Below are 21,365 nucleotides of genomic sequence, written 5' to 3'. Positions count from 1 at the left end.
TATACTATACCATACCCCTGTCAAGTACCTGCCTAACTGCTGGTAAAAGTCAAGAAATTTAATTTAAAAACAGTCCAGGTAACGAAAAAAGGCGTCTCTCCTTCCCAAAAATTCAATTGGAAGCTGATCGCCTTTTTTATGCTGAAATATGAAGTTTATTTCCAGTCTCTTTTTTTCAGATATGATTCAAATACAAATGTTCCAAACGGCAGCAAACCAGCCACAACGCCCATGAACCAGCGTGATGCCTTCCACCGGTTTACAACAGCCAGGTGTACCAGTGCAATAAGATACAGCGGAAACAGTATCCCGTGAATCATGCCCATAATGGTCACCGGAGAAGAGATATCAGCAAAATATTTCAAAGGCATAGCAATCAGAATCAGTAAGAGCAGGGATATCCCTTCCCATATTCCTGCTATTTTAAATCGGCCTGTCACAGTTCCCATAAAATCCAATCTCACCTTTCCAATCATGGTTTGTGAATTATGTAACGTTCTCCTCATTCAGTATACCGCATGGCTTGGATTGAAATATGGTTCAAATTTGAATAATTAATGAATCTGCATCGGCATGATTAAACTATTCCTTCGGTCAATGAAAATAAGCCGCGAAATGCGCGGCTGAGTTCAAGTTGTTTCTCGCTCGATCAATTGATAACGAAAAAAGATCAATTAATTTGAATTACGGTTGGTTCAAGCTCTTTTAAGGTTAACCACCGCATGCCTGCTTCAAAATGTTCCTGGAAAGATTCGTTCAGAATCACCTCAGGAAAGACAGGCATTAACTGCTCTGCCTGATATGCTTCCCATCCACGAATAAACGCATCTGCTTCTACCTGTTTTTGATAGACCACTACTCTGTCCGGTGCAAGGATCGCATTCACGGTTTGTATAATGATATATACCTTTTCAGCAAACACTTGCGGTTCCATGGGACTGTACCAATCCATTTTCATGGGAAGAAATTTGATCTCTCCCGCCATGCCGTTCCTGCCTTTGACTACTTTTCCATTCAGATAGATGCCCATGCCCGGAGGATATTGCGTTGGGAAATAGATTCCGATTACACTGTGATCCTCCTCATCCAGTTCCTGCAGGGAACAATAACCGCTGACTGCCGCGTTCACATCATTCTCCACCATCACCGGGAGCCCAAATTTCGCTTCAATATCCTCAACCAAACGAATTCCTTTTAACTGCTGATGGCTGCTTACCGTTATCTCGCCATTCACCGTTTGTCCGGGAATTCCGATTCCAATCCCTTTAATCGAGGGAAACTGAGCCAGTATTTGTTCAATAATGACATGGAATTGTGTCTGATCAAAAACAGGCATGGTATGCTCTTCTTTCAGCAGAATGTGGTTTTCCAAATTAATAACGGTTGCCGTAATCACATCCTGCCCCTGCTTGTCATTCATATACATCACCAGAGCGAGACTGAAATCATAGTTATAACGGTACGTTAGAGCGGGTCTGCCTCCGTTGGAAGGGATCGTCTCATCCTCGAAGAGCTCTCCCTTCTCACATAACTCTTTTACCAGTGAGTTCACCGTAACCACACTTAATTTGGTTAATGAAGCAAGCTGTGGTTTGGTGGCTGTCTCAACCCGTTTCATAACTTGGCGCACGTTGTTTATATTGATTTCTTTCATCAAAATCGCGTTCGCTATTTTCATTCCATCCATGCCTCCACGTTTCAACGTCATGTAGTAACTATACAATATCTTGAAAGTGAAGAAAAACGACATGCAGAGATATCCGATTCTTTTCATCCAAATCCATTGAAATTCGTCGGATGTATCACAAAAAGAGCACACCCATCTATTAAATTCGATAGACTGGCGTACTCTTTCTTTCATAATCTCTATGCAGCTGCCTGTATGGCCTCTTCCTTGCGACTAATTGCATAAATGGCGGATACCAATCCCAGCAGTATGAGAACGGATCCTACCCAGCCGTTGTATAAAATGGATGAGTGATTAATCACGATACCGCCGATATACGTGCCGAAGGCAATCCCTGCGTGGGCGATCCCCGAGTTGGTGCTGATTAACGTTTCAGCTGTTTCCGGAGATGTTTTCATAATCAGACTGTTCTGTACCGGCGTAACCGTCCAGCTCAAGGCACTCCAGATACTTAACAGGAGCATGAATGCAATCAATGGCAGTTCAATGCTGAATGGAATGGCAGCCATGCTCACGATGAAAGGAATCAACACAATCACAATCGCTTTTGCCGGATGCAGGCGATCCGATAACATGCCGCCAATTCCCCCACCTGCTACAGCTGCGATGCCAAACATCATATAGATAAAGGTGACCATGGTAGAACCAGCACCCAATGTTTCCTGGAGAAACGGTGTGAAATACGCATATAACGTCAAGTGACCCGCGAGAACCAGCAAGGTGGTAACGTGGATTGCCAGCATTTTCGGATTCCAAAGGGCAGCAAACTGCCTCTTGAGTGAGACTACAGGAATTGGCTGTACACGTTCCATGACCATCCCAATAGCCACCATCACAATGGCAGTAAGAATGGCTATGAACAAAAAAACTTCGCGCCATCCGGCCAGATTACCTACGAAAATTCCGAGCGGCACACCCAGAATGAGCGAAGCACTCCCCCCCATGGTGATGATTCCTACGGCACGCCCTTTGTACTGCGGCTCCACAATTCGCGCAGCCAGTGTAAGGGAAAGCACAAAAATAAGCGAGCCTGCTGCAGCACCAAGTGCCCTGCCCGCCATCAGTATATAAAAGCTGGTACTGAATGCGGAAATGAGGTTACTGACCAGGAAGATCAGCAGCGTACACATATATACCTTTTTACGTTCAAATCTGGCCGTTACGTTTAACAGAATAGGTGCAGATATGGCATAAACCAACGAAAAGATGGAAATTAAATATCCGGCTTTCGCCAGAGTCAGATGAAGATCTGTGGCAATCAGGTCCAGAATTCCGCCCAAAATAAGCTCGACGGTTCCAACCACAAAAGCCGCAATCGCAAGCAGGTACACTTTATTGTTCATGTTTTTGAATCCTCCTCAAAAGTTACAACTACGATAGTAACCTATAAAGAGTGAGATTTCAATAAAAAAAACTATTCATAAAAGAATAGTTTTCTAATAAATCAGCCTGGCCAACAACTTGGATATTTCTTCATCCTGCAGCAGCTGATCCCCATACTTTTTGGTTATTTGAGTAAGGGCAATATCATGATAGAAATAATCCGTCATCGCTTTGACGATCGGCTTGGACATGGTCTTGATCGCTTTCCATGAATCATGCTCCATCCCAGCAAACAACAGATAGCTATGGTCAACGATGAGCAGCTGCAGCGGTTCCAGCTTGTCCAGGATGGGGATTAATGCATATTTATGAGTCAGGGACGTCTCTAATCCTCCCACAGACAGGACCTCAATGTGGACCCCCTGCTGTTCCTTTTGCTCCAGAAGCGTACGATAGTTCTCCATCTTCTCATTCCAGGCCAAAAAAAGAATCGATGAATCAGCCTCCTCAATGAGCTGCTCGATATTGGAACCAATCGATGTTTCATCCTTTAGCGTCCAAATATGCTCATCCGTGAACGTTCGTTTGATCTTATAGGTCTTTAATTCCTCAATATCCTTCTCAAAGTCCGCTCTGATTTTTAAAATAATGGACTGAAGATCAACTGCCGTGTACAGTTTTTTCTTGCCATGCATCGTGGTCAATACAATGCCTTTATCGATAAGCCGATTGAGCACTTCATAAATCTTGGCTTTGGGAACATTGGAGTGATTGACAATCGATGATGCATCAAGCGGTTCTTCCTGGGCAAAAATAGCCTCATACACCTGACTTTCATATTGGGTAAAACCGAATTTCTGCAGCATGATCGGACCCGCGCTCCTTCTTATTATGTATCGTTTGCTACATTCCAGTTTAGACATCGTCCCCGCCCTTGTCCAGTTTCATATAATGGACTTCCAATGGTTATATTAAGATCCGGGTACACATTTTGATCGCAAAGGAGCTGCATTCGTTCATGGAGAGCACCCACGAATTTGTACAAAAGGTCAATGAGAATGCCGAGAAGGCCCGTCATAACAAGAACAATGGCAAAGGAACGCCCAGCGACAAGCTGCCTACCAAGCAGCACGGCACAAAAAAGTAATCTGGCGTGATATTGCCGGGTGGAGCGAAACGGTTCAAGAACCAGGAAAGGGATCTCGGTATGAGATCCTCTTCTTCCTTATCTCATCCCATGAATACAAACTCTTACTCACCGTAAGGCTTCCTTAGGAGAGGGCATGTACCCTCTCATCCCCCTCCTCCAACTATTATTTCTTACCAAGCTGTTTTGAATCTAATCTATGGAACACTTGCAGCATACCTACTTCATATCGAGCAATGACATCGGTTTTAAAATCGTATACCGTAAAAGAACGTCCACGATCAGCGGCGTTTTATTGTTGAAACGCAAGTAACAAGAACAAAAGGATGCCTCCACATATGGAGATGCATCCTTTTGTATGTTCTATCACTGATGTGATCATCGTTGCCAAACTTATTTGACATTCATGTAACGTTCGTATGCATCTGTACGGATCTTCAACAATTGCTCCAGACCCAAATCGTTCAGCTTTTGGATGTAAGCATCCCAGCCTTCTTCGATCCCGCCTTTGGTTACCCACTGGGCACGCATCGTCGCCACGTATCCGTCAATATCAGTCGTCAATGTCGGCAGCTCCTGGAATTCTTCCGCATTATACATGACCTTCGGATATGGCGTGGTTACATCCGCACTTCCCAGTTGATCGATCTGCAGCTTAAGTCCATCTCCAGCCTGGGGATTCAGCTTTATTTTATCTTCGAAGGAAGGGCTTACATATTTGGGTCCAAAATCACGCAAAGATTGATCCCAGTACCACGCATCGGCGCTAGTACCTGCAGGCGGGTCCATCAATGTGTAGGTGCTATCCTCATTTTTCTGAATTACGGTCCCAATGGCACCCCAGAAATTCTGGATGCTGGCCTCGTTCGTATAAAACTGATCTGCCCAGCGTGCGGCAACTTCCGGAACAGTGCAGGAAGTCGTAATGAGCAGCTCGTTACGGGCCAGATTCATGCCACCCGGGTCACCCGGCTGATACCGTTTGCCGTCAGGTCCAGCGATGGGCGCAATGGCCTCATATTGGTCGCTCCATTTTCCAAAGACAGCATCCGGAGTCCATTGGTTGCTGAAGCCAACAATCGGAATATCTGCATTTTGCCACTTGGCGGATGTCATAGTATTATCATGCGTGAATAATTCCTGGTCAATTAATCCTTCAGCGTACAGTTTATGGGTATAGGCAAGTGCTTCCTTGTAAGCTTCGGTTGTGGGGTAAAACACCGGCTTCCCTTCTTGTATCATCATGCTGCTTCCGTTGATGTCCGTGATTCCGAATGGATTCAGAAAATCCACATTAAGCCCCGTTTCCGTATAAGGAATTTCGTCCGGTTTGCCATTTCCGTTAGGATCCTGTTCTTTGAATGCTTTTAGCACCTGATATAGCTTTTCTGTTGTCTGTGGCGCCTTTAACCCGAGCTTGTCGAGCCATTCCTTGTTAATCACAGGCTGATTTCTGCTTTTTGGACGGGCAGGCAGCCTGGTTGGCATGGAATAAATTTTGCCGTCGGGAAATGTACTGATTTTTTTCATTTCGGGCGTTTCTTCCATGGCTGCTTTTAAGTTAGGCATATAGGAGTCGATATACTCATCCAACGGACGGAAATAGCTCAGATTGTTCACAATATCCGAATCACTGAACACCTGATCCCCGAGAATAATATCCGGAAGCGTGCCACTGGCAAGCATAATCGATTTCTGTTCCCCCCAGTCGTTGGAGGACATGACCTGCCACTCAATATGCACATTGGAGTTTTTCTCTAGATCCTTCAGCCACTGATTCTGGGTAAAGGTATCCCCCATATTGCCCCAGCGAACTGTCAGCACTTTAAGTGTGACCGGATTATTGACGATCGGCAGTCCTTCCTGGTTAAAATCACTTGTTACTGTAGTTTCAGTGGTCTCACCACTAGTTCCACTACTGCACCCAACCACGCTTACCAGCATGACCGATACGAGAAGCAGGCTACTTATTCGGGTGAATAACGTCTTGCTCATCTTTTTCCGCATGTTGGAACCCCCCAGATTCGTATTTGATCTTAAGCTGCCTTACTCCTTCACCGCGCCAATCATCACCCCCTGATTGAAATATTTCTGAATGAAGGGATACACACACATAATTGGAACAGTAGCGATGATGATTACGGAGTATCTCATTAAATTGGCCAGACGCAGAGCGACTTGTGCCGCTTCACCGGTTCCCATTCCGGACTGCATCTGATTCGTAATCAGGATGTTGCGCAATATGAGTTGAAGCGGGTACAGATTGGGGTCTTTCAAATAAATCAGCGCGTTGAAATAGGAATTCCAATATCCCACAGCAATCCATAATCCCAATACGGCAAGAATGGCTTTGGACAGCGGTAATACGATCAATATGAAATATCTGAGATTGCCGCAGCCGTCAATCTGGGCTGCCTCCCATAGGTCATTCGGTATACTCGTCTGGAAAAATGTCCGGGCGACAATCATGTCAAATACCACCACAGAGAACGGAAGCACCATGACCAAAAATGTGTTATACAAGTTAAAATCACGTATCGTCAAAAAAGTTGGAATCAGTCCACCGCTAAAAAACATCGTAAAGATAAAAAACAGTGAGAAAAATTTGCGGCCAACCAAATCCTTCCTCGATAATGCATAAGCCGCCGATACATTGACAATAAGTCCAATAAGCGTTCCCACCACCGTGTACATAATGGTATTGCGATAGCCGATCCAGATGTTCTCGTGCCGCAGCAGTTCCTTATAACCTTCCAGTGTAAAACCCTTGGGAAACACCCAAACCTGTCCGTTAGCCACAGCTGAAGGATCGCTGAACGAAGCAATCACAATAAAATAGATAGGATAGATGACCGCGATCAGAAAAAGAACGGCAAAGACATACAGCAGGGTCTCACCAAAGGAGAGGCGTGGCCGTCTTTTGGCACGGGGAGTTTTGTTTATTATTACGGGTTCCATGGCGTTCATTTCGCTTCCCCCTTTACCATAGACTGTTTTCACTGTATTTCTTGGATAACTGGTTGACCATGATGAGCAATATGAAATTGATGAGCGTATTGAACAGGTTGATTGCAGACGAGAAGCTGTATTGACTGCTGAGCAAGCCGATTTTGTAAACATAAGTGGACAGAATCTCACTGGACAGGATATTCAAATCGTTTTGCATGAGATAAACCTTTTCGAATCCAACCCCAAGTAATCCGCCAACCCGTAAAATCAGCAGCGTAATCGCGGTAGGCAGCAGCATCGGAATATCAATGTAACGAATTTTGTGCCACCTGCTCGCCCCGTCCACAGTAGCAGCTTCATAGAGGCTCGGATCCACAGCAGATAGTGCCGCAATGTAAATAATGCTGTCCCACCCGGCGTGCTGCCACACATCAGACCAAACGTATACACTGCTGAACAGCGAAGATGAACCCATCAGATCCGGCGCCTGCCCACCAAACAACTGATATATGTTTCCTACCAGACCTGTACTGGGAGAGAGCAGAATCAGCATCAGTCCTACCATGACCACTGTCGAAATAAAATGAGGCATGTAAGAAATGGTTTGAAAGAATCTCCTGAACCGGCCTGCTCTCATCTGGTTCACCATTAATGCCAGCATAATGGGAATTGGAAATGTTGCAAGACTGTACAAGCTAATCAGAAGTGTGTTGCGAATGGTATTCGAGAACTGATAGGAATGAAAGAACTTCTCAAAATATTTAAATCCTGCCCAAGGGCTGCCCTCAATTCCCAAGGCCGGACTGTAATTTTTAAATGCAATTAACACACCATACATTGGCTTGTAGGCAAATAATAGCGTCAACGTAACAGCAGGAAAAAGCAACAGGTACAGTCCCCAGTTTCGCCTGATTCTCTCCCACGTCTTTGCGATTTGAAGTTGTTCGCTCCTCATGAGTATCCCCTCTCTTCCCATTATGTAATGGTGCGCATGTTCTCCCCATCCATCCCTCTTCTCCGGGAACGACTTCAGTATAACTCGTTCTCTATTCTGCTTATCGGACCTAATTGTGCTGTTATTCGGACTTCAGCTGTTCCATTTCTGGTCCTGTGAGAAAGGCACATGTTAAGAGCGTGGATATATGGTGTTATCCGGACCTCTGCATGTGCATTCCGGACTTCTGGCTCATCAGGCGCAAATCGTTATGCTTTTTTCAACAATAGGTTTTATACTATTCCTGAGAAATTAAAGCGCATTCATAATCAAGTAACAAGAAAGTGGTGCATTGATCCATGTCAAAATTGAACGCCATCAAACCTTATCCCATCCGCCATTATGTCCGCATGATGATCGGTATTTCCTTTATCGTGCTCATCTTGGATCTGGTGATCAGCATTGCTTCGATTTCCATGGTCAAGCAGCAATCCACTCAATACTTGCAGGATGCGGCCGATCTGTACATCAATCGCATTAATCATGATTTTGCTTACATTAATCATTTCATGGGCTGGACACTGGCCAATGACGAGAACCTGAGTACCATGAATACCTACGGTGTGAACAGCATTCCGTTCTTGAAGTCGAATGAGAAACTGCACAAGCTTTTCGCCGAACTACAGCGGAACTATGGCCAGGCATATCATTTCTTTTATTATCTGGAGAACAGTCAATATTTCCTTAACTGCGCACCGATGAGCATTCCCTACTCTGATTATTTGGAAGTAAAGAGTCAGATTATCACACTAACCCGTGATAAAGGTGTATATGAAAAATTTTATTCCCGCTGGACACCGATTCACGCAAACGGCACATCATATCTGATCAATATCGTACCTTACTACAACCGGTATTTGATTGCTCTCATTTCAGCCGACGAGCTGATCGCTCCTCTACAGCAAATCAATCTGGGAGCAAGCGGTTACGCTTCGCTCGTCAATGAGTACGGAGAACAGCTGTCTGGACCTCCAAAGGATCGTAACCTTCCTGCATCAAAACCTTCCTTTCTCGAGCGCTTCCAGTCCAGCAATGTGGTCAGCAGTACGTTCTCCAATGCGGCATTCAGCGCTCATATGGTCATCAAGTTCGGTGCATTTGAGAAAATAATGGTAGCTCAACTGCTCATTATGCTGCTTTTTCTGATCGTGACCTCGACGTTAAGTGCGATTATGCTGTTTTTCAGAAGGAATCTGCTTATCCCGATTCAGCGATTTTCCCGAAACCTTGCGCGCATTAACGAAGGCGATGAAGCAACAGACTTCAAGAGCACCCGGATTACGGAGCTGGAACAAGTGAATGAACAGTTCAAGGAACTGGTGAGCCAGATTAAACGATTCAAAATTGATCGCTACGAACAGGAATTGGAGAAGCAGCGTATACGTTTGGATTATATGAAATTACAGATCAAACCCCATTTTTTCCTGAATTGTCTGACCAGCATGTACAGTATGGCACAAATGCAAATGTACGAGGAAATTGAAAGCATGGCGCTCGCAACCTCGCGGTATTTCCGTTATATCTTCCAAAGTGACGAAAATTTTGTCCTGCTTGAGGATGAGATTGAACACGTTCGAACGTTTCTGGATATCCAAAAATCACGCTACCGCGATGCTTTTTCGTATCGAATAGAACAATCCGCTAACATCAATGGCATTGTAGTGCCTCCTCTCGTGATACAGACATTTATTGAGAATGCCGTCAAATATGGAGTTTCGAGAGATCGGGAGTTATGTATTACGTTATCCGTAACGGAACAGCAGCTGGACAATGGTGATCAGATGGTCATTCGGATCAGTGACACAGGCCCAGGGTTCTCTCCGGAAATTCTTGATTTGCTGATGCGAGGAGAAGTTCTGGAACAAACAGGAGGCAACCGGATCGGCATTATGAATACCATTCAGCGGTTGGAGCTGCTTTACCGTCACAATGCGAATATTTCATTTGCTAACGACGGAGGTGCGCTGATCGTGCTGACTCTACCCAAAATGCTGCATCCCACAGGAAATCCGAAGGAGGTGTTAACACATGAATACATTGCTGGTTGATGATGACTATTTTGTTGTGATGGCGCTGGAGAAGAAATTGGATTGGAATGCGCTGGGGATCAACACCATATATACGGCCTATAATATTGCGCAGGCTAAAGACATTTTGGAGCGTCACTCTGTTCAGATCCTTATTTGCGATATTGAGATGCCCCAGGGGAGCGGGCTTGAATTACTGGCGTGGGTTCGAGAGGAGTCCTTCAACATACAAACCATTTTTCTGACCAACTATGCTGATTTCAACTATGCTCAGAAAGCCATCGAACTGCAGAGCTTTGATTATTTCCTGAAACCGATTGAATTTGACAAGCTCACGCTCATTGTTCAAAAAGCCATTGCCAAAGCCAGGGAACAGCAGTTTATTGAGAAGGCCATTCAAGAGGGGGAACTCTGGCAAAAAAATCGGAGCAAGCTGGTGGAGGACAGCTGGCGCAGGCTGATCTTTGGCAAAGCTTTTCCCTCCGGCCGTGCTGACGTCTCTTCATTTTTGACCGAGCAGCATCTGCCTTATCAAGCAGCAGATCAATTTCTTCCAATTCTGATCCATCTGTTTCCCCATGAACGAAGCCTAGGCATGACGGACAAAAACTTATTCGATTATGCCTGTTTAAATGTCATGGTTGAACAGTTTCAACATGTCTGGTTCTCCATTGAGGCCGTTACGGAGATTAAATCATATAACTGGATGGTTATTTTGAAATGGAATCAAAAGCCGGATATAGATCTACTTGAAGCCATGTGCAGCTCATTCATTCCGCAAGCAAACGAATTCCTGAAGAGTGATGCCTGCTGCAGTCTCGGTGTTTCGCGACCGTTGGAACAGATTCGCTATACCATCGATGAATTGCTCCGCATGAACGAAGAGAGAATCAAAAACCGCAATCAAACCTTCCTGCTTGCGCATTATAACGGTCAGGAACTGCATTACCTTCCACCAGATCTTGCAATGCTGGAACAATTGCTGCAGGAAAACCGCTACACAGACTTCCTGAATCAGACAGCAGACTATATGCAGCATCTGATCCGCAATGGAGGGAGTGGTACAGCGGCTCTTCGCCTGTTGCGTCTGGATCTGGTTCAATTAGTGTATGCCCATTTGAAAAGCAAAGAGATCGAAGCTCACAAGTTATATATGGGCAAAACCAATGATCAATTGTTCATGCAATCCCTGAACTCCATCGAGGATATGCACGCTTATATCGCTTATTTGGTCAATACCGCTGCAGATTATTTGAATTTTACCGAGCAGCCCAAGTCGGTTGTGCATGAAATTACCGAATACATTCGCAGCCATTGCGGTGAAGATCTCACCCGGAACAGCCTGGGGGAAATCGTATTTTTGAATCCGGATTATCTTGCACGGTTATTCAAAAAAGAAATGGGAATATCCCTCGGCCATTATGTCATTCGTACCCGCCTAGCAGCCGCCAGACGGCTGCTCGAAACCAGTGCCCAATCTGTTCATGCCATTGCTAGTAGTGTCGGGTATACGAATTACTCACATTTCGCCAAGCTGTTTAAGCAGGAAGTGGGATGCAGTCCAAACGAGTATAGAAAGAATGCGAAAATAAGCCGCGTATGAATTAAATTGGAGAAATTCTCGATCATTCTCACACCCATCTGCTGTAGAATCGGCAAAATGCCACAATACAAATGCATCTGTATTGTGGCATTTCCCCATTATTTATTGGCGTTAATCACTTCATTTACTTCCTGCGTAATTTGGTCTCCACCAAGTTTTTTCCAATTGGCAACAAAGTTATCGAACTCATTGATCGGCAGGTTGCCATAGATGATTTTCAGAAATGTCTCGGCTCTAAGCTTATCGAGTGTAGCCTGTTTCGTATTCATGGTTCTCGTTGGTGCATATATAAATTCATTCATGACAATCAGGTCATTGTCCCGGTAGTACTTGATGACACCTTGTGAGCTCTCTGGGCCGAAAATGCGCTCCATATGCCATTTGTCCAGATTGCCATTCCGGTAGTCCATAATGTCATCATAGAACAGTTTCGCTTCAAGCTCCAGTCCGGATGTATCACCGGTTTTGAGCGCCTCTTCCACTTCATCCTGAGCTTTTACATTTTTGTTTGCAGGCAGGTTGGACACCGTTGCATTATGAAAACCGAGTCCGGTTAAGCCGTTCAAATAGGCTGCACGTTCTTTCTCTGCAGATTCACCGAACATCTTCTCAGCCTGGAAATTCAGCAGTTTAATAAGTGCTTCCGGATGCTCATATCCTTTACGGACAGCGAATATGCCGCCCAAGCTGAGGTGATTCTGCGTTTTGGCTGGCTGATCATCAATGGATTGTACCGGATACGGCATCCAGTCTACGTTCTTGTCTTTCTTGATCATACTGCTAACTTGGAATGGTGCCCACTGCGGCAAAAAGAACATGCCTGACTTCCCTGCATTAACGTCCTCCATCATTTTCGCAAAATCCTTGACCCCAAATTCGGGATCCAGCACACCCTTCTGATACAGATTTTGCAGCTCTCTCAAGCCTTCCTTCACTTCAGGCTGAATCGTACCGTTTACAACCTGACCTGATGCATCCTTGATCCAGGTTTCGAGATACCCATGGTACCCCAGCAAAAATGCATTGATTGGAAGATCCTTGTTCAGTGCGATGCCATACGTATCATTTTTGCCATTGCCATCCGGGTCTTCAAAGGTGAACGCTTCTGCAATCTGGATGACATCCTGCATTGATTTCGGTGCTTCAAGCCCCACCTTTTTCAACCAGTCCTGCCTGATCCAGATCATGTCCGAAGAATCAAGTGAACCTGGAAAACTAACCATGGCGTAGATCTTGCCATCTTTGGTTACAGGCTTCAACCCCGCACCATCTTCTGCGGACATAAATTCTTTGACCAAATCTGATGCGTACTTATCATATACTTCCGTCAGATCTTCCAACATCCCGGCTTCGTGTAATTGTTCGAACTGTACAGCGCTTACTTTCAGCACGTCCGGCAAATCTCCGCTCGCAAGGGTCACATTCATTTTATCGTTATAGTTCGCATCCGGTACAATCCAGTCATAGGTTACTTCGATGCCGAGCTCATCCTTGTACCCGCGAGTCCAAATGTTGTTGGCATGTGTATCTCCTTCGGCAAGGGACTCCTTCCCGGTTTCGTTCATGGTTGAGGTCAATTTGATGGGTGGGTCATATTTGGTGAGTGGACCTCCAGCATCCTGCTGTGTTGGCGTCTTGGTTTCATTCTCTGCACTGCCCGCACCCGATGAACAGGCAGCCAGTGTCCCTGCCAGAATCATGCTAAGTGATAACAACGAAAGCCTTTTGAATGACATATTCATACGAATCCCCCTTTTTGTTCCTCCCGTGAGGTATGTTTTCATTTTATAAAGAAAGCGCTATCAGTTCGAGTGTACCTCGTTTACATCTGGTATCTTTGATTTACCATTTGGAACTAATTTCAACTTTTTTGATCCCGATACTCCTGAGGGGTGCAGCCGATGGCTTTTTTGAAAAAGCGATAAAAGTAATGCTGATCACTGAACCCCACCTTGGCGGAGATTTCGTGCATTTTGCAGGTAGAACCGAGCAGCAGTTCCTTGCTTCGCTCAATACGGCGATCATGGATATATTCCGATATGCCCTTGCCTGTAATTCGCTTATACCAGCGGGACAAATACGAAGGGTTAAGAGAGACTTCCTGCGCAATGCGGGTAAGCGAGAGATCATCCTCCAGATGATGCTTGATGTATTGATGGATCGCGATCAAAATCTGAGACTGGTCATTCATCCGGGTATCGCTGCGCTTGGAAATAATCCATTCCAATGCAGACTGGTAAAATATGACGAGTTCCGACCACGGGGTATGAATGTCAAAATGCAGCATTCTGGAAAGATCGATCTCCTTCAAGGCAGATTCATACAATCCCAATTCGTGAAGGATTTCGATCAGTGTATTCGATGCCCCGGTATAGACCTTCATTCGAAAGAACGGATCCTGAAGACCCTCCTTCGAAATCTCTGTCCATTTCTGAAAAGATCCGATCCACTCCCTGTCACCAGCAGCAATATGCTGCCTGACCTGATCCAGGTGAAGAGAAGCAACCGCCTGCTGGTTTAACAGGTTTGGCACATCGTTAAGTTCAGGCTGCACATTGACGCGAAGCAGCTTTTCCATCCCCAGCCCCGGCCCTTCGTGAATGGATAAACGCAACTGCGCGATGGCCTGTTGGAGCTCCATCCACTCCACAGCTTGTTCGCTGACCATAATGGATACCGAGAGATTCAGACAATCTGCACATGATTGCTGTACAGACTCCAAGGTTCCGTAGACAAACCGCAGCGTTTGGTCCCAATATTCCTGCATCTTCACCTGAAAATGTGATTGTTCCACCGATGGCTGAACCAGGCAGGCAATGACCTGATAATCCAGATCAATCGCCTTGACGATGGCCTTATCCTGAAGCAGCTCCTCTGCCACATTCGCCACCGCATATCGAATCAAACTCCGATCCGCCTGGGATTGATAGTTATTCCAGTCCTCCACGCGTATAATTACCGGAATAACGGGTTCCACAGAGCGAAAAGGAAGCTGCACGGCATCCAGTTCTTCCTGAAGCGAAGCGGTGTCGTTTCGTTCCGTTCGTTTTATCAAATCGAGCAGTAATTGACGCTGCAGCTGGGGCAAGGCTCTTGGCAATTTGCTGCGAAACCAGGCATTCTGGTATCGAAAGTCATTTTCTTCCGAAATCAGAACCAAAGCCCGCTCCACAGCCGTGCGAATATGGCTCATACCCTCTGTCTTCAGGAGGTAATCCACGACACAAGGATTGCGTATGGCCTGATGTGCATAATCAAATTCGTTGTGACCCGTTAGCAGCAATACTTTGCATCTTGGCCACCGATCCATAATTTTCTCAATGAGCTCCATGCCATCCATGCCAGGCATACAGATGTCGCTTAGTACAATGTCGATTTTCACCGAGTTCAACCATTCGATCGCTTCAAAGGCAGAATAGGCCTTGATGATCTCCAGATCCTGAAAATTTGCTTTCTGGAAAAATGCATACAATCCATCCAAAATAACCGGTTCGTCATCTACGATCAGCATCCGCTGCATTTGCAAGCTCCCCTTTCCATGGCACATTCACAATAATGCATAAACCACCCAAATCACTGCGCCTCGCAATGAGGCCGTACCCTGTGCCAAACTTGATTCTCAGTCTTTGGTTAACATTGAAGAGTCCCGTAATTTCTTTATCTTCCTGTTTCTGCGTAGACTCCTGGAAAGCATGATGAAGATGGTTCAACATTTCATCTGTTAGCTGGTCACCATCATCTTCAATGAAGATGGATAGTCTGTCCTGAGCCGTTTGGTAAGAAAGTTTCAGAATACCGCCCTGACTTCGTTTGGAAAGTGCATGTTCGAAGACATTTTCCACGATCGGCTGAACGATGACTCTTGGAATCGAGATCGATCTGTACTCAGCATTCATATCTTCAATGAGCAATTGTACTCTTGATCCAAATCGGATTTTCTGAATAGCTGCATACACCATCGCATGATCCATTTCTTCACCGAGTGAGACCTCTGTATGGGAGTCACGGGACATATACCTGAAATATTGACCCAGGTAATCGGTAAACTCCTGGATTAATTCCACGTTCTCCACCTCAGCCATCTGTTTGATGCTGAAGAGACTGTTATATAGAAAGTGAGGTTGAATCTGGGACTGAAGATGCTTGAGCTCTGCCTCACTTGTTCGTATTCTCGCCACATAATTTTCTTCTATTAGAATATGTAAGCGCTCTATCATGTGGTTAAAACGAGAGTATAAATAACCGAATTCATCTCGTCTTGAGTGAGGAATGTGAACGCCAGGTTGCCCTTGCTCTGCCATTCTGAATCCTTTAACGAGCGCAGATAACGGCTTATGGATCGATTTGTAGATGGATAACGAGAAGATAATAATGATGACCATCGACATTAGAGTCAGCATCCATAACCACAGCTTGTACCGTTCCAGCGGGGCTTGAAGTACTTCTTCAGCAATACTGGAAGTTAGTGTGAACGAATGGTCCGAATCATAGAGTGAGTAGTACAAATTATGATCGGACTCGTATCTCGTCACCTGCAGCGAATCCTGCGGTTCAGATGGAAGCTTTTGCAATAGCCCAGTTGAGACAGCCTGTTCGGAAGAAGAAATAACGACTTCATGTTTGTCACCAAAGCTTAACGTAATATCACTACCTCCTGTTTCCGACAGCTGCTGCAGCCTCTTTTTCAGTTCAACCGCTGACAAGCGTATCCCCAAAATAAAATTCGGCGGCTCCTCGTGATTCATATTGTACGGATTGCTCTTTAAAAAATAGAGATCATTTGCCGATGCGGATAACTCACCGTTCAGATTGCCCATCGTTGCCAGCAGGCTTTTCCACTCTTCATCTCCCACGCTGCGGATGCCATCCACGGCACTTACCCGCTTTTGAAGTGCAGGTACATAATACACAACATCACTGATGTATGGACTTGTCACCATGATCTGACCGAGCTTCTTATGTATGTCGTTCAGACTTGATGTGATCTCATACTTGCTCATGATGGCTGCTCGTGTACTTAGCGTGGACATCGTTTCATCAAACGAAAATTCATTGACCAGACCGCTCATTCGTTCCAACTCAAATTGCAGATGATTGTGGTAGAAGTGCAGTTTGGAATCATGCGCATTTTCCACTTCGGTCTGCATTTGCTTGGAGCTGTAATGTGTGATCAGAATGCTGATTCCGTACAATGGGAGAATGACCAACACAAAAGCAATCATCAGCTTGACGACAATGGAGTTGGTCTTCCAGCTCCCCCCAAAAAATTTCATCGTCCCCTCGACTCCTCTCCTCAAGCAAAAAAAAGGAGCCGGAAATCGGCTCCTCTACTCGGTTTTCCTCCTACCGATCTTATCCCTTTACACTGCCGACAACAAGCCCATGGACAAAATACCGTTGCAGAAATGGATAGACGAGCAGAATGGGTATAACGGACAAAAATATTTGTGACGCCTGGGTCGTTCTGTCGGATACCTGGCTTAACAACGTTGCATCCTCCAGCGTCATCATCTCACTCTGAATCATCGTCACTTGCTGCAGCATGGATTGCAGATACGTGGCGAGTGGGTAATGTTCCGGACTCTTCATGTAGATCATGCCATCAAACCAGGCATTCCAATGCCCGACCATGGCAAACAGCGTAATGGTTGCGATACTTGGTAGTGAAATGGGCAGATAGATGCTCCACAGCGTGCGGAAATGTCCTGCACCATCCATCCACGAGGCTTCTTCCAATTCTTTGGGCAACCCCCGGAAGAAATTAAGCATAAGCAGCACATTAAAGATGGGAACAGCCCCCGGCAAAATCAGAGCCCAGATTGAATCCAGCAGTCCTGCTTCCTTGACGACCAGATAACCCGGGATCAATCCTCCACTAAACAGCATGGTGAAGACAAAGATCCAGGCATAGAACGTTCTGGAACGAAATCTGGAAGCCTCTTTGGAGAGAGGAAAAGCAACAAGGATCGTAAAAATCAGATTCGTTGCGACCCCCAATACCACCCGGAGCAGACTTGTGCCAAACGAGTTAAGGAACTGTTGATTTTCCAAAATGTATTTATAGGATGATAACGTAAAATCCACTGGCCAGAACGTGACATTCCCAGCTTTGACTGCATCACTTGAACTAAAGGATATCGCTAGAATATTCACGATCGGAAACAGGCATAACAAGGCAAGAATCGTCAGGATGACGTAGTTAAAACCCAAAAACCAGCGATAGGCTCTCGAAGCATGGTGCATGATCCTGCCTCCTTTCTAAAATATTCGATAATTGGCAAACCGATAGGCCAGGAAATAACCAAGTCCAATAAAGATGAATGAAACTACCGATTTGATCAGACCAAGTGCCGTAGAAACCGAGTATTGGGCGTCCTGCAAACCGATTCGATAGATCATCGTATCCAAAATATCGCCTGATTCGTAGACCAATGGATTGTACAGATTGAATACCTGATCGAATCCACCGTTAAGTACATTTCCAAGACTCAGGGTTACCATCAAAATGACGATGGGACGAATTCCGGGCAGCGTAATATGCCAAGTCTGCTTCCATCGTCCTGCTCCGTCCATGACGGCTGCCTCATAGAGGGACTTATCAATGCTGGTCAATGCCGCCAAATAAATGATCGTGCCAAAACCGAATTCTTTCCATTGGTCAGTAATGACAAGGATGTATGGAAACCAGTCGTTGCTCGCCAGGAATTGAATCGGTTCCATTCCTAGTGCCTTGAGCAGCATATTCACAATTCCGCTGCTCGGAGATAACACATCGACGATAATACCGGCCAGGATTACCCAGGAGAAAAAGTGAGGCATATAAATGACTGTCTGAATCGTTCGTTTAAATCCGGTTTTGCGTACTTCGTTGAGCAGTAAGGCCACAAGTACAGGAATCACCAAGCCCGATATAATTTTCATGACAGAGATAAATACCGTATTCCATACGACCTGCCCAAACCCGGGAAGATCAAACAGGTACCGGAAGTTTTCCAAGCCTACCCAGTTCATGTTTTTGAATCCGGCAATTGGAGAGAAATTCTGAAAGGCAATGGAAAGACCCGCCATCGGAATGTAACCGAATACAATAATGATGAGCAGTCCTGGCAAAATCATAAGATGAAGCGGAATATTTCTTATAAATTGTTTGTAGTTGGAACGCATGAGCTGTCTCCTCCTTCAAATTTATTATAGGAGCAGACATTCAGAGACAATAGTGTAGGTTATTTACTTTAGGTATCTTCTGTTGACTCTAACGTTAACCAAAAAGCAGAATAACTTATAGGTACTATTGGTTGCAATACTTACTGCAAGCAGTTAAAATGTAATGCTTCACCTGATCCATACATATCCCAGAATAATGAAGTGTCTTCCCTAACTTTTCATTACAATTGAAACCTTACAATCCTGTATTCGTAATGTAATATTTACCCATTCTCATCTGCAGGTATAATGAATTAATTTTGAAAACAAATGAGGGATATTATGAAAAAACAGTTTATTGTGCTTGGCCTTGGACGATTCGGTTCAAGCCTGACACGGGCACTCATTAACAACGGACATGAAGTGCTCGCAGTAGACAAAAATGAAAATCTGGTTCAGGAAATGTCAACAATAGCAACCCATGTCGTTCAGGCAGATTGCACCGACAAATCAGTCCTTATGGAACTTGGAGCTAGCAATTTCTCCCACGCCATTGTCGCGATCGGCGAAGATCTGCAAGCGAGTATTTTGACGACACTTTTATTGAAAGAACTTCATGTTCCCCAAGTGACAGCCAAAGCTAAAAATGACAACCACGGAAGTGTGCTTAGCAAGATCGGTGCCGATCGGATCGTTTATCCGGAACGGGACATGGCTACAAGGCTGGGGAATCAGCTTAGCTCTGACAATATTATTGATTCCATAGAATTATCACCTGATTATAACCTGGTCGAGATCAAAGCCCCAGAAAGTATGAATCAGAAAACTCTGCAAGAACTTAATATTCGGGCAGAATATGGCTGTACCGTTATTGCCATTAAAACGGGAATCGACCTGAACATTTCTCCGATGGCAGAGGACACGATCTGTACAGGAGATATGCTCTTGTTAATCGGAAGTAACGAAGACATACGAAATCTGGAGAGTGACTATGGCAAAAAGAAATAAACAAGTACCGAGAACCTCATCTCTAAACAACATCGAGTCGATTGTGAACAAGCTGAAAAATAATATGAGTCCTCCCCAGCTCATCATGATTATTTTCTTCGCCCTGATCTGGGTTGGAGCGATATTGCTTGCACTGCCACTGTCAGCCAGTGATGGAAAGTCGGTCGGATTGCTCGATGCCTTATTCACTGCGACCTCTGCAATATGTGTTAATGGATTGGTTGTCCTTGATACCGGAAGTGTATTTTCGACATTCGGCCAAGTCATTATCATGATTTTGATTCAGGTTGGCGGATTGGGATTTATGACGCTAGGCGTAATGGTTGCCATTATATTAGGCAAACGGATCGGGCTAAAACAAAGGCTGCTTATTCAGCAAGCTACCAACTCCTCTTCCGCACAAGGATTGGTTAAGCTTTCATTGTATATCGTGCTAATCGCCTTTGCTTTTGAAGCGCTGGCCACATTGGTGCTTACCTTTCGATGGCATGGTGAACTTGGATGGGGACAAGCTTTCTATTATGCAATTTTCCATTCTGTCTCTGCCTTCAACAATGCGGGATTCTCACTATGGGCTGACAGTCTTTCACCTTTTGTCGGTGACCCGGTTGTAAATCTTACGATCATTACTCTATTTATCATTGGTGGATTGGGTTATATTGTGGTTGTCGATCTATTTCGCAAACGATCCTGGAGAAAGCTATCTTTACATTCCAAAATCGTGATCATCGGCAGCTCTTCGTTGTACCTGATTGGATTTATCATCATCTTCTTACTTGAAAGTTGGAATCCGTCTACGTTTGCTGAATTATCTTATGGTGAACGCATATGGGCTGCTTTATTTCAGGGTACTGCTCCCAGAAGCTCAGGGTTCAATACCATAGACATTGGCAGTATGCTTGCCACATCCCAATTTTTTATTATTATTCTGATGTTTATTGGAGCTTCTTCAGGCGGGACTGGTGGAGGTATTAAAATAAACACCTTTGTCGTGCTCGTTCTGGCGACCATACAGACATTCCGGGGCGGTGGGCAAATACATGCTTTTGAGCGTAAAATAGCAGAAGAAACCGTTATGCGCGCACTTGCTGTTGTTATGAGTTCCCTCGCGTTTGTGCTTGGAATATCCATACTTCTATCCATCTCAGAAGGCATTCTCGAAAAACACTTTCTGGATGTCCTGTTTGAAGCGTCTTCTGCTTTTAGCACCACAGGACTCTCGATGGGCCTGACAAGTGAGCTGAGTGTTCCTGGTAAAATCATTGTCATCATTACGATGTTTGCAGGTCGGTTGGGGCCATTGACGCTAGCCTTTGCTCTAGCTCAGAAGAAACGTACGTCCAAAATCGGCTATGCAGAGGATCATGTACTCATTGGGTAACGAATAGTTTAACTCTCTACGTACCCACAATTGTGATTCTACTTTTTTAAACAATCCTATCTAAATGCCCCCTTCACGCAGACAAATAATGTCTGTATGAAAG

17 protein-coding genes are annotated in these 21,365 nt (G+C 45.0%); 5 read left to right on the top strand and 12 right to left on the bottom strand.

What is annotated here, in order from left to right; all coding sequences use genetic code 11:
• Positions 1-155 precede the first annotated feature (155 nt).
• The 4 genes from AAIH57_RS02990 to AAIH57_RS02975 all read right to left on the bottom strand — a co-directional run bounded on the left by AAIH57_RS02990 (position 156) and on the right by AAIH57_RS02975 (position 3,876).
• Entirely contained in the window at positions 156-449 is a 294-nt protein-coding gene (locus tag AAIH57_RS02990; RefSeq protein ID WP_430020486.1) for a DUF3817 domain-containing protein, read from the bottom strand.
• 221 nt (positions 450-670) lie between these two features.
• Positions 671-1,678 carry an ROK family protein gene (locus tag AAIH57_RS02985; RefSeq protein WP_175396442.1) on the bottom strand — a complete coding sequence of 336 codons (1,008 nt, stop codon included), beginning with the start codon at positions 1,676-1,678 and terminating at the stop codon, positions 671-673.
• Positions 1,679-1,866: 188 nt separating this feature from the next.
• Entirely contained in the window at positions 1,867-3,030 is a 1,164-nt protein-coding gene (locus AAIH57_RS02980) for an MFS transporter (protein ID WP_175396441.1), read from the bottom strand.
• A gap of 93 nt (positions 3,031-3,123) precedes the next feature.
• Positions 3,124-3,876: a TrmB family transcriptional regulator gene (locus AAIH57_RS02975; RefSeq protein WP_430020485.1), complete on the bottom strand. Its 753-nt coding sequence runs from the start codon at positions 3,874-3,876 to the stop codon at positions 3,124-3,126.
• 152 nt (positions 3,877-4,028) lie between these two features.
• On the opposite strand from AAIH57_RS02975, the gene AAIH57_RS02970 reads away from it, so the two are divergent.
• Complete coding sequence (locus tag AAIH57_RS02970; RefSeq protein ID WP_095358309.1) at positions 4,029-4,157, top strand: DUF4023 family protein; 129 nt, start codon at positions 4,029-4,031, stop codon at positions 4,155-4,157.
• Positions 4,158-4,550: 393 nt separating this feature from the next.
• Here AAIH57_RS02970 and AAIH57_RS02965 read toward each other — a convergent pair whose 3' ends face one another.
• The 3 genes from AAIH57_RS02965 to AAIH57_RS02955 are packed head-to-tail and all read right to left on the bottom strand — an operon-like array spanning position 4,551 to position 8,061.
• Positions 4,551-6,164, bottom strand: coding sequence for an extracellular solute-binding protein (locus tag AAIH57_RS02965; RefSeq protein WP_430020484.1), 1,614 nt, complete (start codon positions 6,162-6,164; stop codon positions 4,551-4,553).
• Between the two features lie 39 nt (positions 6,165-6,203).
• Positions 6,204-7,124 (bottom strand): carbohydrate ABC transporter permease, encoded by a 921-nt coding sequence (locus tag AAIH57_RS02960; protein WP_430020483.1) that lies wholly within the window; start codon positions 7,122-7,124, stop codon positions 6,204-6,206.
• A gap of 13 nt (positions 7,125-7,137) precedes the next feature.
• Positions 7,138-8,061 (bottom strand): ABC transporter permease, encoded by a 924-nt coding sequence (locus tag AAIH57_RS02955; protein WP_175396437.1) that lies wholly within the window; start codon positions 8,059-8,061, stop codon positions 7,138-7,140.
• Between the two features lie 338 nt (positions 8,062-8,399).
• Between AAIH57_RS02955 and AAIH57_RS02950 the strand changes: the two genes are divergently transcribed.
• The gene (locus AAIH57_RS02950) at positions 8,400-10,148 is read left to right on the top strand and encodes a sensor histidine kinase (RefSeq protein ID WP_430020482.1); all 1,749 of its coding nucleotides are present in this window, start codon (positions 8,400-8,402) and stop codon (positions 10,146-10,148) included.
• Entirely contained in the window at positions 10,129-11,730 is a 1,602-nt protein-coding gene (locus tag AAIH57_RS02945) for a helix-turn-helix domain-containing protein (protein ID WP_430020481.1), read from the top strand. Before AAIH57_RS02950 ends, AAIH57_RS02945 begins: the two co-directional genes overlap by 20 nt.
• Positions 11,731-11,828: 98 nt before the next feature.
• On the opposite strand, the gene AAIH57_RS02940 is transcribed toward AAIH57_RS02945, so the two are convergent.
• From AAIH57_RS02940 to AAIH57_RS02920, 5 genes are all read right to left on the bottom strand, one after another.
• A complete protein-coding gene (locus AAIH57_RS02940; RefSeq protein WP_175396435.1) occupies positions 11,829-13,472 on the bottom strand; it encodes an extracellular solute-binding protein in 1,644 nt (547 codons plus the stop codon).
• Between the two features lie 119 nt (positions 13,473-13,591).
• Positions 13,592-15,250 (bottom strand): response regulator transcription factor, encoded by a 1,659-nt coding sequence (locus AAIH57_RS02935; protein WP_430020480.1) that lies wholly within the window; start codon positions 15,248-15,250, stop codon positions 13,592-13,594.
• Positions 15,225-17,003, bottom strand: coding sequence for a sensor histidine kinase (locus AAIH57_RS02930; protein WP_430020479.1), 1,779 nt, complete (start codon positions 17,001-17,003; stop codon positions 15,225-15,227). Before AAIH57_RS02930 ends, AAIH57_RS02935 begins: the two co-directional genes overlap by 26 nt.
• A gap of 79 nt (positions 17,004-17,082) precedes the next feature.
• Entirely contained in the window at positions 17,083-17,973 is an 891-nt protein-coding gene (locus AAIH57_RS02925) for a carbohydrate ABC transporter permease (RefSeq protein WP_127535962.1), read from the bottom strand.
• Positions 17,974-17,988: 15 nt separating this feature from the next.
• Complete coding sequence (locus tag AAIH57_RS02920; RefSeq protein ID WP_175396431.1) at positions 17,989-18,894, bottom strand: ABC transporter permease; 906 nt, start codon at positions 18,892-18,894, stop codon at positions 17,989-17,991.
• A 321-nt stretch (positions 18,895-19,215) separates the two neighbouring features.
• Here AAIH57_RS02920 and AAIH57_RS02915 point away from each other — a divergent pair, with 321 nt between their 5' ends.
• Together AAIH57_RS02915 and AAIH57_RS02910 are read left to right on the top strand one after the other, a co-directional pair.
• Positions 19,216-19,881 carry a potassium channel family protein gene (locus AAIH57_RS02915; protein WP_430020478.1) on the top strand — a complete coding sequence of 222 codons (666 nt, stop codon included), beginning with the start codon at positions 19,216-19,218 and terminating at the stop codon, positions 19,879-19,881.
• Entirely contained in the window at positions 19,865-21,262 is a 1,398-nt protein-coding gene (locus AAIH57_RS02910) for a TrkH family potassium uptake protein (protein WP_430020477.1), read from the top strand. Before AAIH57_RS02915 ends, AAIH57_RS02910 begins: the two co-directional genes overlap by 17 nt.
• The last annotated feature ends 103 nt before the right edge of the window (positions 21,263-21,365 follow it).

Source organism: Paenibacillus sp. MABNR03 (assembly GCF_050455445.1).
Classification (GTDB): domain Bacteria; phylum Bacillota; class Bacilli; order Paenibacillales; family Paenibacillaceae; genus Paenibacillus; species Paenibacillus xylanilyticus.
Note: the sequence above shows the minus strand (reverse complement) of the source record. Positions and strands in the feature narration are given on the sequence as shown.